We start from the raw sequence: 13,226 nt of genomic DNA, 5'->3' as shown, positions 1-13,226 counted from the left end.
TTGGTGCCGAGGCATGGCACTTTGGCGCGAGCCCGGTGGTCATAGCCTGCGAACTTCATTCGGCACCTTCCTTTAAGGGATCCAGTCATGCTCCGTTCCTTGCGCTTCGCCGCGCTGTTCAGCGGCCTTATTCTGAGTGCGTCCGCACTGGCGGTGGATATCGATGCCGCCAGTTATGGCTATCCCCTGACCAACCCGTTCGAGGCGACCATCGCCACCACGCCACCGGACCTGCGCCCGGAATTGCCGTCGAACGACGAGATCAATCAGTCCGACCACAGCATCACCCTGCGCCCGGAACGGGCCTTCATCCTCCCGGACAATTTCTGGGCGGTGAAAAAACTCACCTACCGCATCGCCGAGCAGGACAAACCGGCGCCGCTGATCTTCCTGATCGCCGGCACCGGTGCGCGCTATGACAGCACGCTCAATGAGTACCTGAAGAAGCTCTACTACAAGGCCGGCTACCACGTCGTGCAGTTGTCGTCGCCGACCAGCTTCGACTTCATCAGCGCCGCTTCACGCTTCGCCACCCCGGGCATCACCAAGGAAGACGCCGAAGACATGTACCGGGTGATGCAGGCCGTGCGTGCGCAGCATCCAAAACTGCCGGTCACCGAGTACTACCTCAGCGGCTACAGCCTCGGCGCGCTGGATGCCGCGTTCGTCGCGCATCTGGACGAGACCCGACGCAGCTTCAACTTCAAGAAAGTCCTGCTGCTCAACCCGCCGGTCAACCTCTACACCTCGATCAGCAACCTCGACAAGCTGGTACAGACCGAGGTGAAGGGCATCAACAACAGCACCACCTTCTATGAACTGGTGCTGAACAAGCTGACTCGCTACTTCCAGCAGAAAGGCTACATCGACCTCAATGACGCCCTGCTCTACGACTTCCAACAGTCGAAGCAGCACCTGACCAACGAACAGATGGCGATGCTGATCGGCACTTCGTTCCGTTTCTCGGCGGCCGACATTGCCTTCACCTCCGACCTGATCAACCGTCGCGGCCTGATCACTCCGCCGAAATTCCCGATCACCGAAGGCACCAGCCTCACGCCGTTCCTCAAGCGTGCGCTGCAATGCGACTTCGACTGCTACCTGACCGAACAGGTGATTCCGATGTGGCGCGCGCGCACTGACGGCGGCAGCCTGCTGCAACTGATCGATCAGGTCAGCCTGTACGCACTCAAGGATTACCTGCACGACAGCCCGAAAATCGCCGTCATGCACAACGCCGACGACGTGATCCTCGGCCCTGGCGACCTCGGTTTCCTGCGCAAGACCTTTGGCGATCGCCTGACCGTTTACCCACTGGGCGGCCATTGCGGCAACCTTAACTACCGCGTCAACAGCGACGCCATGCTGGAGTTTTTCCGTGGCTAAATATCTCCTGCTGATTGCAGCGCTCCTCAGTGCAGGCGTGGCCCAGGCCGACAACAGCAAAGCCAACGCGCCGGTGGTGGTCGACAGCGATGGCTTCAAGGAGCCGCTGTCCAAACTCAAGTTCAACCCGGGGCTGGACCAGCGTGAGTTCGAGCGCTCGACGCTCAACGCACTCAACGTCTATGACCCGCTGGAGTCGTGGAACCGCCGCGTCTACCACTTCAACTACCGCTTCGACCAATGGGTGTTCCTGCCGGTGGTCGACGGTTATCGCTACGTGACGCCAAGCTTCCTGCGCACCGGGGTGAGCAACTTCTTCAACAACCTTGGCGACGTGCCGAACCTGGTCAACAGCCTGCTGCAGTTCAAGGGCAAGCGCTCGATGGAAACCACCGCGCGCCTGTTGCTCAACACCACTATCGGCATTGCCGGTCTGTGGGATCCGGCGACCGCCATGGGCCTGCCGCGCCAGAGCGAAGACTTCGGCCAGACCCTGGGCTTCTACGGCGTACCGGGCGGTGCCTACTTCGTGTTACCGATCCTCGGCCCGTCGAACATCCGCGATACTGCCGGCCTGGCCGTGGACTACACCGCCGAATCGGCAATCAACTACCTGAATGTGTCGGAAGTCAGCTCCAACCACCCGGAAATCTGGGCCCTGCGTGCGGTCGACAAGCGCTACCAGACCAACTTCCGCTACGGTCAGATGAACTCGCCGTTCGAGTACGAGAAAGTGCGTTACGTCTACACCGAGTCGCGCAAGTTGCAGATTGCCGAGTAACCTCAGCGACAACAAAAAAGGGCCATTCGATGCAAATCGAATGGCCCTTTTTCATGGCACAACCTGGATCAAACGGTGGGAGCGGGCTTGCTCGCGAATGCGGTGAATCAGCCAGCACATTCTTCGACTGACCCACCGCATTCGCGAGCAAGCCCGCTCCCACAGGGGTGATGTGTTTATCCTTTGATCGTGCGCCAGACTTTGCCGACCACCGAAACCACCGCCAGCACTGCCGCGCCCGCGATGATCCCCGCTACGCCATTGAGCAGCACAGGGACTGCGAACCCGGCGCTACCGGCCGCCACACCGACACTTTCAATCCAGTGATGCACCACGGGAATGCCGTGGGTGAGGATGCCGCCACCGACGAGGAACATTGCCGCCGTGCCGATCACCGACAGGCCTTTCATCATGTACGGGGCGGCGCGCAGGATTGCATTGCCAATGTTTTTTGCTGCCGCACCCGATTTCTGGGTCAGCCACAGGCCCAGATCGTCGAGTTTGACGATGCCGGCCACCAGGCCATAAACACCTACAGTCATGACGATGGCGATGCCCGACATGACGATCACTTGCTGGGTCAGCGATGCGTCGGCCACGGTACCAAGGGTAATGGCGATGATTTCCGCCGAGAGGATGAAGTCAGTGCGGATCGCGCCTTTGATCTTGTCCTTCTCGTAAGCCACCAGATCGGTGGTCGGTTCGGCCACCGCCGCGCTCAATTGCGCGTGGTCGGCATCATCTTCGGCCTTGCTGTGCAGGAACTTGTGCGCGAGCTTCTCGAAACCTTCGAAACACAGGTACGCGCCGCCGACCATCAACAGCGGCGTCACCAGCCATGGCACAAACGCACTGATCGCCAGGGCCGAGGGCACCAGGATCAGCTTGTTGAGGAACGAGCCCTTGGCGACCGCCCAGACCACCGGAATCTCCCGCTCGGCGCGCACGCCGGAGACTTGCTGGGCATTGAGCGCCAAGTCATCGCCGAGTACGCCGGCAGTCTTCTTCGCGGCCATTTTGCTCATCAACGCCACATCATCCAGAACGGTGGCAATATCGTCGATCAGCACCAGCAAACTGCTTCCTGCCATGAATCTTGTTTCCTTATGTGAATAATGCCGCGCAGCATACCGCGACTGCGGGCCACACGGGGCATTCTTGAGCCATGCGCGAGGCCGGTGCTACCATGCGCAACCGCCAGAACAGGCAAGGAACCACCGGGTTTATGAGCACAATCCGCGAGCGCAACAAAGAACTGATCCTGCGTGCCGCCAGTGAGGAATTTGCCGACAAGGGCTTCGCTGCGACCAAAACCAGCGACATCGCCGCCAAGGCAGGATTGCCCAAGCCCAACGTTTACTACTACTTCAAATCCAAGGAAAACCTCTACCGCGAGGTCCTGGAAAGCATCATCGTGCCGATCCTGCAGGCCTCGACCCCGTTCAACCCGGACGGCGTACCGAGCGAAGTGCTCAGCGGCTACATCCGCTCGAAGATCCGCATCTCCCGCGACCTGCCCTTCGCCTCCAAGGTGTTCGCCAGCGAAATCATGCACGGCGCCCCGCACCTGAGCGCCGACCTGGTCGAGCAGCTCAACAGCCAGGCCAAGCACAACATCGACTGCATCCAGAGCTGGATCGACCGCGGTCAGATCGCCCCGATCGACCCCAATCACCTGATGTTCAGCATCTGGGCCGCGACCCAGACCTACGCTGATTTCGACTGGCAGATCTCTGCGGTCACCGGCAAGGACAAGCTGGACGAGGCGGATTACGAGGCTGCGGCACAGACGATTATCCGGTTGGTGTTGAAAGGGTGTGAGCCGGATCAGTGAGACCGCGCTGACGCCATCGCGAGCAGGCTCACTCCTACAGGGAAACGCATTCCAAATGTAGGAGTGAGCCTGCTCGCGATCGAGGCGACACGGTTTCGGCTCAAACCCAAATCGCATCCCACAGCGGATAGTCGCCAAGCCTCTCCACCAGTCCAGCCCGCAATGGGTTGGCGACGACATACCTTGCCATCTTCACCAAATCCTCCTCCCGCCGCAGTGCCCGGTCATGAAACCCTCTTTGCCAGAGGCCAATATTTCTACCGGTAGCCTGATTCACCGCTTTGGTACTCAGCGATTTGGTCTTTTGCATCAGTTCGCTCAAAGACCCGCTCTGCAATTCGATTAACCAATGAAAATGATCCGGCATCACCACCCACGCCAGTGAGTTCGCCAAGCCGAGATCTTGTGCACGGCGAAATTGATGAACCACCAATCGACCCAAAGCAAAATCGGCAAAGACCGGTTTGCGATCAAGTGTGTTGGTTGTCAGTAGATAGATTCGATTGGGCTCGGCATAACGTCCGGCTCGCAATCGATGTGCAGCGGGAAAATCCGGCATTCCTTTGCCTCCCATGATCAGGTCATGAGAAGGCTAGCTCGGTGATTTCAAATGGTTGGGCAGACTGTTGGCAGGATGTGTCAGATAGATAGCTATCGCGAGCAGGCTCACTCCTACAGGGGTTTGTGGTGTTCAGACATTTTGTGTCCAACCAAGATCCCTTGTAGGAGTGAGCCTGCTCGCGAAGGCGGTTAATCATCCGCTACAAAATCAAGCAGCCACCCCCGCATCCGCCCTCAAATCCAGCGCCTCCACCGCTTTGATCGCCACCTGCTCATCAATATCCGACAGATCGCCGCTAATCCCGATCGCCCCCAGCACATTCCCCGCCTGATCACGGATCAACACCCCGCCCGGAGCCGGGACGACGCTGCCCTGGCCCATGCTGTTGAGTGCAGCAATGAAGGCCGGGCGTTGTTGGGCGTCCAGCGCCAGCAGGCGTGAGCCCTTGCCCAGGGCGATGGCGCCCCAGGCTTTGCCGATGGCGATGTTCGGGCGCAGCAGGCTGGCGCCATCTTCGCGTTGCAGGGTGATCAGGTGGCCGCCGGTATCGAGTACCGCGATGGTCAGCGGCGCGGCGTTGATCCCGCGCCCGGTGCTGATGGCTTCGTTGACCAGGTTGACTGCGACTTTCAAGGTTAAAGCGCTCATGGTGCCGTCCTCATTTTGTTATTGGGAAAGTCGTGGGGCTGCGCTCAAGTGCCGCAGACCGATGCCACAAATAGAACACAATGAATTATTTTTTTGTATACAATAATTCTCGAAAGGCGCCACATGCGACGAAAAGCCACAGCAAAACCGGCTTCCGACAAATGAAACAGACGCTTGAGAAAATGGATTGACCTGCGCCGTCCGCCGTGAATACACTCTGCGCAAAGCCACTTGTATACAATTACAAAACGTAAAGAGGCACAAAACCATGAGCAAAATGAGAGCAATCGAAGCCGCCGTTCTGGTGATGCGCCGTGAAGGGGTTGATACCGCTTTTGGCATTCCGGGTGCTGCGATCAACCCGCTGTACTCCGCCCTGCAGAAAGTCGGTGGCATCGATCACGTCCTCGCTCGCCACGTCGAAGGCGCGTCACACATGGCCGAGGGTTACACCCGCACCAAGGCCGGCAACATCGGCGTGTGCATCGGTACGTCCGGCCCTGCCGGTACCGACATGGTCACCGGGCTCTACAGCGCCTCGGCCGACTCGATTCCGATCCTCTGCATCACCGGCCAGGCACCCCGCGCCCGTATGCACAAGGAAGACTTCCAGGCAGTCGACATTACCAGCATCGTCAAGCCCGTCACCAAGTGGGCGACCACGGTTCTGGAGCCGGGCCAGGTGCCTTACGCATTCCAGAAAGCCTTCTACGAAATGCGCTCCGGCCGCCCAGGCCCGGTGCTGATCGACCTGCCGTTCGACGTGCAGATGGCTGAAATCGAATTCGACATCGACGCCTACCAGCCATTGCCGCTGGCCAAGCCAACCGCGACCCGCGTTCAGGTCGAGAAGGCGCTGGCCCTGCTTGATCAGGCCGAGCGTCCATTGCTGGTGGCCGGTGGCGGCATCATCAACGCCGACGCCAGCGATCTGCTGGTGGAGTTCGCCGAGCTGACCGGTATTCCGGTGATCCCGACCCTGATGGGCTGGGGCACCATTCCCGATGATCACCCGCTGATGGTCGGCATGGTCGGTCTGCAGACGTCGCACCGTTACGGCAACGCCACCCTGCTGAAATCCGACGTGGTACTGGGTATCGGTAACCGTTGGGCCAACCGTCACACCGGTTCGGTCGACGTCTACACCGAAGGCCGCAAGTTCATTCACGTTGACATCGAAGGCACGCAGATCGGCCGTGTGTTCACCCCGGACCTGGGCATCGTTTCCGACGCTGCTGCGGCGCTGACCGTGTTCATCGAAGTCGCCCGTGAATGGCAAGCCGCCGGCAAGCTGAAAAACCGTAGCGCCTGGCTGCAGGATTGCCAGCAGCGCAAGGCCAGCCTGCACCGCAAGACTCACTTCGACAACGTGCCGGTCAAGCCGCAGCGCGTATACGAAGAGATGAACCAGGTGTTCGGCAAAGACACCTGCTACGTCAGCACCATTGGTCTGTCGCAGATTGCCGGCGCGCAGTTCCTGCACGTCTACAAGCCGCGTCACTGGATCAACTGCGGTCAGGCCGGCCCGTTGGGCTGGACCATTCCGGCAGCGCTGGGCGTGGTCAAGGCCGATCCGAGCCGGAAAGTCGTGGCCCTGTCGGGGGACTATGACTTCCAGTTCATGATCGAGGAGCTGGCGGTCGGCGCTCAGTTCAAACTGCCTTACATCCACGTTGTGGTGAACAACTCGTACCTGGGGCTGATCCGTCAGGCCCAGCGCGGGTTCGAAATGGACTACTGCGTGCAGCTGTCCTTCGATAACCTGAACGCGCCGGAACTCAACGGTTACGGTGTCGACCACATCGCAGTCGCCGAAGGCCTCGGCTGTAAAGCCCTGCGGGTGTTCGAACCATCGGAAATCGCCCCTGCCCTGCGCAAGGCCGAACAGATGATCGAAGAGTTCAAGGTACCGGTGATTGTCGAGATCATCCTGGAGCGTGTGACCAATATCTCCATGGGGACCGAGATCAACGCCGTCAACGAATTCGAAGACCTGGCACTGGTCGGCAACGACGCGCCAACGGCGATTTCGTTGCTCGACTAACTGCTGACTGCTCTCCCTGTGGGAGCGGGCCATGTGGCGAGGGAGCTTGCTCCCGCTCGGCTGCGAAGCAGTCGTAAAGCTTTTGGGGACGCTTCGCGCCCCAGCGGGAGCAAGCTCCCTCGCCACACAAGCCCGCTCCCACAAAGGAGAACCTCACAAGATTTACGGGAGACCACCATGCCGCGTTTCGCTGCCAACCTGTCCATGCTGTTCACCGAACAGGATTTCCTTGCCCGTTTCGACGCCGCCGCCAAGGCCGGTTTCAGTGGTGTGGAATACCTGTTCCCGTACGACTTCAGCTCTGCGGAAATCAAGGCCAGGCTCGATGCCAACGGTCTGACCCAAGTGCTGTTCAACCTGCCGGCCGGTGACTGGGCCAAGGGCGAGCGCGGTATCGCGTGTCTGCCGGATCGGGTTGAAGAGTTCCGCGCCGGGGTCGATCTGGCGATCGCTTACGCACAAGTACTGGGCAACACTCAGGTCAACTGCCTGGCCGGTATCCGTCCGCAAGGCATTGATGACGCAACCGTCGAGAAGACCCTCGTCGCCAACCTCAAGTACGCGGCCGACAAGCTGCAGGCGGCGGGCATCAAACTGGTGATGGAAGCGATCAACACCCGCGACATCCCGGGCTTCTACCTGAACAACACGGCGCAAGCCCTGTCGATTCGCGAGCAGGTCGGCAGTGCCAATCTGTTCCTGCAATACGACATCTATCACATGCAAATCATGGAAGGCGATCTGGCCCGCACCCTGCAATCGCACCTGGCCGAGATCAACCATGTGCAGCTCGCGGACAACCCGGGGCGCAACGAGCCGGGCACCGGTGAGATCAACTACCGCTTCCTGTTCGAACACCTGGATCGCATTGGTTATCAGGGTTGGGTGGGCTGTGAATACAAGCCGCTGACCACCACTGAAGCAGGCCTCGGCTGGCTGAAAACCCACAACGCCATTTAAGAACACTGCAAAAAAACCTGTGGGAGCGGGCTTGCTCGCGAATGCGGTGGTTCAGTCAACACGGATATTGAATGTTCCACCGCATTCGCGAGCAAGCCCGCTCCCACCCAAAGCAACACCCCCTATTTCGCTTGAGCAAGACAAAAACAAGAGGATTTTCTCATGGCTAAAATCGGATTTATCGGCACCGGCATCATGGGCCACCCAATGGCTTCGAACCTGCAGAAAGCCGGTCACAGCCTGTTCCTGTCGGCGCACCACGACGCCGCTCCAGCCGATCTGGTTGCCGCTGGCGCGGTCGCCCTGGCCAACCCGCGCGAAGTGGCGCAGGAAGCTGAATTCATCATCGTCATGGTGCCGGACACCCCGCAGGTCGACGACGTGCTGTTCCGCGCCGACGGCGTTGCTGCCGGCATCGGCAAAGGCAAAGTCGTGATCGACATGAGCTCGATCTCGCCGACCGCCACCAAGGCTTTCGCCAAGAAGATCAACGAAAAAGGCGCGCAATACCTCGACGCCCCGGTATCCGGTGGTGAAGTCGGCGCCAAGGCTGCGACCCTGAGCATCATGGTCGGTGGCGACGCCGATGCCTTCGAACGCGCACTGCCGCTGTTCCAGGCCATGGGCAAGAACATCACCCTGGTCGGTGGCAATGGCGACGGTCAGACCGCCAAAGTGGCGAACCAGATCATCGTCGCGCTGAACATTCAGGCCGTGGCTGAAGCCCTGCTGTTCGCTTCGAAAAACGGTGCTGATCCGGCCAAGGTGCGTGAAGCGCTGATGGGCGGTTTCGCTTCGTCGAAGATCCTCGAAGTGCACGGCGAGCGCATGATCAAAGGCACCTTCGATCCGGGCTTCCGTATCAGCCTGCACCAGAAAGACCTGAACCTGGCCCTGCAAGGCGCCAAGGAACTGAACATCAACCTGCCGAACACCGCCAACGCCCAGCAAGTGTTCAGCACCTGCGCGGCGATCGGTGGCAGCAACTGGGACCACTCGGCGCTGATCAAGGGTCTGGAACACATGGCCAACTTCTCGATTCGCGACAAAAAATAAAGCCTTCATTAAACCTGTAGGAGTGAGCCTGCTCGCGATGAAATCGCCGCGGTGAGTCAGATTTACCGCGCTGCCTGAATCGCGAGCAGGCTCACTCCTACAAGATCCGAGTTGCCCTTTCGAATAACAAGAATTCCGGGAGCCCGCCATGTCGGTCGATCCGCAACAACTGCTGCGCGAGCTGTTTGCCACAGCCATCGACGCGGCCCATCCGAACCAGGTCCTCGAAGCCCATCTGCCCGCCGATCGCACCGGTCGGGTGATCGTCATCGGCGCCGGCAAGGCCGCAGCCGCCATGGCCCAGGCGGTCGAGCGCTGCTGGCAGGGTGAAGTATCCGGTCTGGTGGTGACCCGTTACGGTCACGGCGCTCCGTGCGAAAAAATCGAAGTGGTCGAAGCCGCGCATCCGGTACCGGACGCTGCCGGTCTGGCCGTGGCCAAACGCGTGCTGGAACTGGTCAGCAATCTGACTGAAGACGACCGCGTGATCTTCCTGCTCTCCGGCGGCGGTTCTGCCCTGCTCGCGCTGCCAGCCGAAGGCATCACCCTGGCCGACAAGCAGTCGATCAACAAAGCCCTGCTTAAATCCGGCGCGACCATCGGCGAGATGAACTGCGTGCGCAAGCACCTCTCGGCGATCAAGGGCGGCCGCCTCGGCAAGGCTTGCTGGCCTGCCACCGTCTACACCTACGCAATTTCCGATGTACCGGGCGACCTCGCCACGGTCATCGCCTCCGGCCCGACCGTGGCCGACCCGAGCACTTCGGCCGAAGCGCTGGCGATCCTCAAGCGCTACAACATTGAAGTCCCGGCCTCGGTGCGCACCTGGCTGCAAAGCCCGGAATCGGAAACGGTCAAACCCGGTGATCCGAGCCTCGCTCGCAGCCATTTCCAGTTGATCGCCCGCCCGCAGCAATCGCTGGATGCTGCGGCGGTGAAATGCCGCCAGGCCGGTTTCAGCACACTGATCCTCGGCGACCTCGAAGGTGAGTCCCGCGAAGTGGCGAAAGTCCACGCCGGCATTGCTCGGCAGATCATCAATCATGGGCAGCCACTCGCTGCGCCGTGCGTGATTCTCTCCGGCGGTGAAACCACGGTGACCGTGCGCGGCAATGGCCGTGGCGGACGCAACGCCGAATTCCTCTTGAGCCTCACCGACAGCCTCAAGGGCCAGCCCGGCGTTTATGCGCTGGCCGGCGACACCGACGGCATCGACGGTTCGGAAGACAACGCCGGCGCAATCATGACCCCGGACAGCTACGCCCGCGCCGCCGCCCTCGGTTTGAGCGCCAGCGACGAGCTGGATAACAACAACGGTTACGGTTACTTCGAGGCGCTCGACGCGCTGATCGTCACCGAGCCGACCCGCACCAACGTCAACGACTTCCGCGCCATCCTGATCCTTGAGAACTGCAAATCATGACGCCTGATAAAAAGGTCAAAATCCTCGCCACCCTCGGGCCTGCCGTCGATGGCATCGAAGATATCCGTGAACTGGTCGAGGCCGGGGTCAACATCTTCCGCCTGAACTTCAGCCACGGCGATCACGCCGACCACGCCAAGCGCTATCAGTGGATCCGCGAAGTCGAGCGCCAGCTCAACTATCCGCTGGGCATTCTGATGGATTTGCAGGGACCGAAACTGCGCGTCGGCAAGTTCGCCGACGGCAAGGTGCAACTGCATCGCGGTCAGGCGTTCCGCCTCGATCTGGACGCCATACCCGGCGATGAACGTCGGGTGAATCTGCCGCATCCGGAGATCATCGCCGCGCTGGAAGCCGGCATGGATCTGCTGCTGGATGACGGCAAACTGCGCCTGCGCGTGGTCAGCAAATACACCGACGCGATCGACACCACCGTGCTCGCCGGCGGCGAACTGTCGGACCGCAAAGGCGTGAACGTGCCGCAGGCGGTGCTCGATTTGAGCCCGCTGACCGCCAAGGATCGCCGCGACCTGAGCTTCGGTCTGGAGCTGGGCGTGGACTGGGTGGCGCTGTCGTTCGTGCAGCGTCCGCAGGACATTCTCGAAGCCCGCGAACTGATCGGCGACAAGGCCTTCCTGATGGCGAAAATCGAGAAGCCGTCAGCAGTTGAACAACTGCGCGAAATCGCCGAGCTGAGCGACGCGATCATGGTCGCTCGCGGCGATCTCGGTGTGGAAGTGCCGGCGGAAAGCGTGCCGCAAATCCAGAAGAACATCATCAGCACCTGCCGCGAACTGGGTAAACCGGTGGTGGTGGCGACGCAGATGCTCGAATCGATGCGCTTCTCCCCGGCACCGACCCGTGCTGAAGTCACTGACGTGGCCAACGCTGTGGCTGAAGGCGCGGATGCAGTGATGCTTTCGGCCGAAACCGCGTCCGGCGAATACCCGCTGGAAGCGGTGCAGATGATGAGCAAGATCATCCGCCAGGTGGAGAACGGTCCGGACTATCAGACGCAGCTCGACGTCAGCCGACCGAAAGCCGAAGCGACGGTGTCCGATGCGATCAGTTGCGCGATCCGCCGCATCAGCAACGTGCTGCCTGTGGCGGTGCTGGTCAACTACAGCGAGTCGGGCGCCTCGACATTACGTGCCGCGCGGGAACGGCCGAAAGCGCCGATCCTCAACCTGACGCCGAACCTGCAAACGGCACGACGTTTGAGTGTGGCGTGGGGTATTCATTCGGTGGTCAACGATCGCCTGCGTCAGGTCGATGAAGTGTGTTCGACCGCGCTGGAAATCGCCCAGGCGCAAGGCATGGCCGAGCGTGGCGATACCTTGTTGATCACCGCCGGCGTGCCGTTCGGGCAGCCGGGATCGACCAACTCACTGCGGATCGAGACATTGATCTGACTAGCAACACAAAACCTGTGGCGAGGGAGCTTGCTCCCGCTCGGCTGCGCAGCAGTCGTCGCTTTTAGGGCATGACGGTTTTCACAGAAGAACCGCATTGACCCATTTTAGGGCCGCTTCGCGACCCAGCGGGAGCAAGCTCCCTCGCCACAGTTATTGGCAAGACCTTTTGATTTTCCAACTGCCCAGATTTTCTCAACATGCCTGCCAATCATTTCAACACCCACTGCCCCGACTGGGCCGAGGCTTTGCTCAACGGTTTCAGTCAGATATTCCTTCAGCGCCACCCGCTATGCGGCCTGTTGTGCCTGCTGGCGATCCTGCTCACTGCGCCGGTGCTGTTTGCCGGCGCGCTGCTCGGGGCCGTCGCCGGATTGCTCACTGCACAGCGACGTAACTATGCCAAGGCTGATCGTCAGGCCGGTTTGTTCAGCTACAACGGCGTGCTGCTCGGCTTGTTGCTGAGTCTGTATTTCCCCTGGTCACCGCTGCTGCCGCCGCTGATTCTGGCGGCTGGCGGCGTCAGTGCGATGCTCACTCAGCAATGGCTCAAACACGTATACCGCAGTCGATCGATACCGGCTTATACCTCGCCGTTCGTGGCCATCGGCTGGATCCTGCTGCTGTTCGCCGAGCCGTCCGCGCCGACAGCGCACATCGAGATGAACACGCTGAATTTGCTCGCCGCTGAGTTGCGTGGACTGGGTCAGGTGATGTTCCTTGATCATCCACTGGCCGGCGCATTGATCGGCATCGGCTTGTTGATCGCTGATCGCCGCGCCTTTTGCTGGGCATTGTTCGCGTCAGCCATCGGCCTTGCGTCGAGTCTGCTGCACCACGAAAGCAGCACCGCGCTACTCGGGCTGGGCAGTTACAACGCGGTGCTTGCCGCCCTCACCTTCAGTGCGCAACGCCAGCAACCGTGGCTGCCGCTGCTGGGCATCGTCCTTGCGCTGCTGGTCACCCCGCTGTTCGTCGCCCTTGGTCTGGCGACGCTGACCGCGCCGTTCATCCTCGCTTGCTGGCTGATCCGCGCCGGGATCCAGATGCTTGGCAAAGCGGCCGTCGACGCCACGCCTTGCGCACAGGGGGACAATCAACCTAGGCTGCGCTGATCTTC

General features: G+C 60.6%; 12 protein-coding genes. 9 read left to right on the top strand and 3 right to left on the bottom strand.

Features of this window, described 5'->3' with window-relative positions; all coding sequences use genetic code 11:
• Window positions 1–87: 87 nt before the first annotated feature.
• Window positions 88–1,386 carry a serine/threonine protein kinase gene (locus tag V3W27_RS19955; RefSeq protein WP_027613946.1) on the top strand — a complete coding sequence of 433 codons (1,299 nt, stop codon included), beginning with the start codon at window positions 88–90 and terminating at the stop codon, window positions 1,384–1,386.
• A complete protein-coding gene (locus tag V3W27_RS19950; RefSeq protein ID WP_007969640.1) occupies window positions 1,379–2,167 on the top strand; it encodes an MlaA family lipoprotein in 789 nt (262 codons plus the stop codon). Before V3W27_RS19955 ends, V3W27_RS19950 begins: the two co-directional genes overlap by 8 nt.
• 176 nt (window positions 2,168–2,343) lie before the next feature.
• On the opposite strand, the gene V3W27_RS19945 is transcribed toward V3W27_RS19950, so the two are convergent.
• Window positions 2,344–3,258 (bottom strand): DUF808 domain-containing protein, encoded by a 915-nt coding sequence (locus V3W27_RS19945; protein WP_330207345.1) that lies wholly within the window; start codon window positions 3,256–3,258, stop codon window positions 2,344–2,346.
• A 134-nt stretch (window positions 3,259–3,392) separates the two neighbouring features.
• Between V3W27_RS19945 and V3W27_RS19940 the strand changes: the two genes are divergently transcribed.
• Window positions 3,393–4,001 (top strand): TetR/AcrR family transcriptional regulator, encoded by a 609-nt coding sequence (locus tag V3W27_RS19940; RefSeq protein ID WP_034151540.1) that lies wholly within the window; start codon window positions 3,393–3,395, stop codon window positions 3,999–4,001.
• Between the two features lie 100 nt (window positions 4,002–4,101).
• On the opposite strand, the gene V3W27_RS19935 is transcribed toward V3W27_RS19940, so the two are convergent.
• A complete protein-coding gene (locus V3W27_RS19935; protein WP_330207344.1) occupies window positions 4,102–4,560 on the bottom strand; it encodes an REP-associated tyrosine transposase in 459 nt (152 codons plus the stop codon).
• A 210-nt stretch (window positions 4,561–4,770) separates the two neighbouring features.
• Window positions 4,771–5,211, bottom strand: a complete 441-nt coding sequence (locus tag V3W27_RS19930) for a GlcG/HbpS family heme-binding protein (protein WP_027613943.1) — start codon at window positions 5,209–5,211, stop codon at window positions 4,771–4,773.
• 268 nt (window positions 5,212–5,479) lie between these two features.
• Here V3W27_RS19930 and gcl point away from each other — a divergent pair, with 268 nt between their 5' ends.
• The 6 genes from gcl (at window position 5,480) to V3W27_RS19900 (ending at window position 13,221) form a co-directional block, all read left to right on the top strand.
• Window positions 5,480–7,255 carry a glyoxylate carboligase gene (gene gcl / locus V3W27_RS19925; protein ID WP_096796234.1) on the top strand — a complete coding sequence of 592 codons (1,776 nt, stop codon included), beginning with the start codon at window positions 5,480–5,482 and terminating at the stop codon, window positions 7,253–7,255.
• Window positions 7,256–7,432: 177 nt separating this feature from the next.
• Window positions 7,433–8,215: a hydroxypyruvate isomerase gene (gene hyi / locus V3W27_RS19920; protein ID WP_247267689.1), complete on the top strand. Its 783-nt coding sequence runs from the start codon at window positions 7,433–7,435 to the stop codon at window positions 8,213–8,215.
• Between the two features lie 162 nt (window positions 8,216–8,377).
• Complete coding sequence (locus V3W27_RS19915; protein ID WP_003222962.1) at window positions 8,378–9,271, top strand: 2-hydroxy-3-oxopropionate reductase; 894 nt, start codon at window positions 8,378–8,380, stop codon at window positions 9,269–9,271.
• Window positions 9,272–9,419: 148 nt separating this feature from the next.
• Window positions 9,420–10,694, top strand: a complete 1,275-nt coding sequence (locus V3W27_RS19910) for a glycerate kinase type-2 family protein (RefSeq protein WP_330207343.1) — start codon at window positions 9,420–9,422, stop codon at window positions 10,692–10,694.
• Window positions 10,691–12,106 carry a pyruvate kinase gene (pyk, locus tag V3W27_RS19905; RefSeq protein WP_330207342.1) on the top strand — a complete coding sequence of 472 codons (1,416 nt, stop codon included), beginning with the start codon at window positions 10,691–10,693 and terminating at the stop codon, window positions 12,104–12,106. The genes V3W27_RS19910 and pyk overlap by 4 nt, the downstream gene beginning before the upstream one ends.
• A gap of 200 nt (window positions 12,107–12,306) precedes the next feature.
• The gene (locus tag V3W27_RS19900) at window positions 12,307–13,221 is read left to right on the top strand and encodes an urea transporter (protein WP_330207341.1); all 915 of its coding nucleotides are present in this window, start codon (window positions 12,307–12,309) and stop codon (window positions 13,219–13,221) included.
• The last annotated feature ends 5 nt before the right edge of the window (window positions 13,222–13,226 follow it).

The organism is Pseudomonas sp. AM14(2022) (genome assembly GCF_036346455.1).
Taxonomy (GTDB): Bacteria; Pseudomonadota; Gammaproteobacteria; order Pseudomonadales; family Pseudomonadaceae; genus Aquipseudomonas; species Aquipseudomonas putida_A.
This window is presented reverse-complemented; position numbering and strand designations above follow the sequence as displayed.

Coding starts and splice junctions, on each gene's coding strand:
- gcl (WP_096796234.1), top strand. CDS start 5,480: ATGAGCAAAATGAGAGCAATCGAAGCCGCCGTTCTGGTGATGCGCCGT.
- V3W27_RS19955 (WP_027613946.1), top strand. CDS start 88: ATGCTCCGTTCCTTGCGCTTCGCCGCGCTGTTCAGCGGCCTTATTCTG.
- V3W27_RS19930 (WP_027613943.1), bottom strand. CDS start 5,211: ATGAGCGCTTTAACCTTGAAAGTCGCAGTCAACCTGGTCAACGAAGCC.
- V3W27_RS19910 (WP_330207343.1), top strand. CDS start 9,420: ATGTCGGTCGATCCGCAACAACTGCTGCGCGAGCTGTTTGCCACAGCC.
- V3W27_RS19915 (WP_003222962.1), top strand. CDS start 8,378: ATGGCTAAAATCGGATTTATCGGCACCGGCATCATGGGCCACCCAATG.
- V3W27_RS19935 (WP_330207344.1), bottom strand. CDS start 4,560: ATGCCGGATTTTCCCGCTGCACATCGATTGCGAGCCGGACGTTATGCC.
- V3W27_RS19945 (WP_330207345.1), bottom strand. CDS start 3,258: ATGGCAGGAAGCAGTTTGCTGGTGCTGATCGACGATATTGCCACCGTT.
- V3W27_RS19940 (WP_034151540.1), top strand. CDS start 3,393: ATGAGCACAATCCGCGAGCGCAACAAAGAACTGATCCTGCGTGCCGCC.
- hyi (WP_247267689.1), top strand. CDS start 7,433: ATGCCGCGTTTCGCTGCCAACCTGTCCATGCTGTTCACCGAACAGGAT.
- V3W27_RS19900 (WP_330207341.1), top strand. CDS start 12,307: ATGCCTGCCAATCATTTCAACACCCACTGCCCCGACTGGGCCGAGGCT.
- pyk (WP_330207342.1), top strand. CDS start 10,691: ATGACGCCTGATAAAAAGGTCAAAATCCTCGCCACCCTCGGGCCTGCC.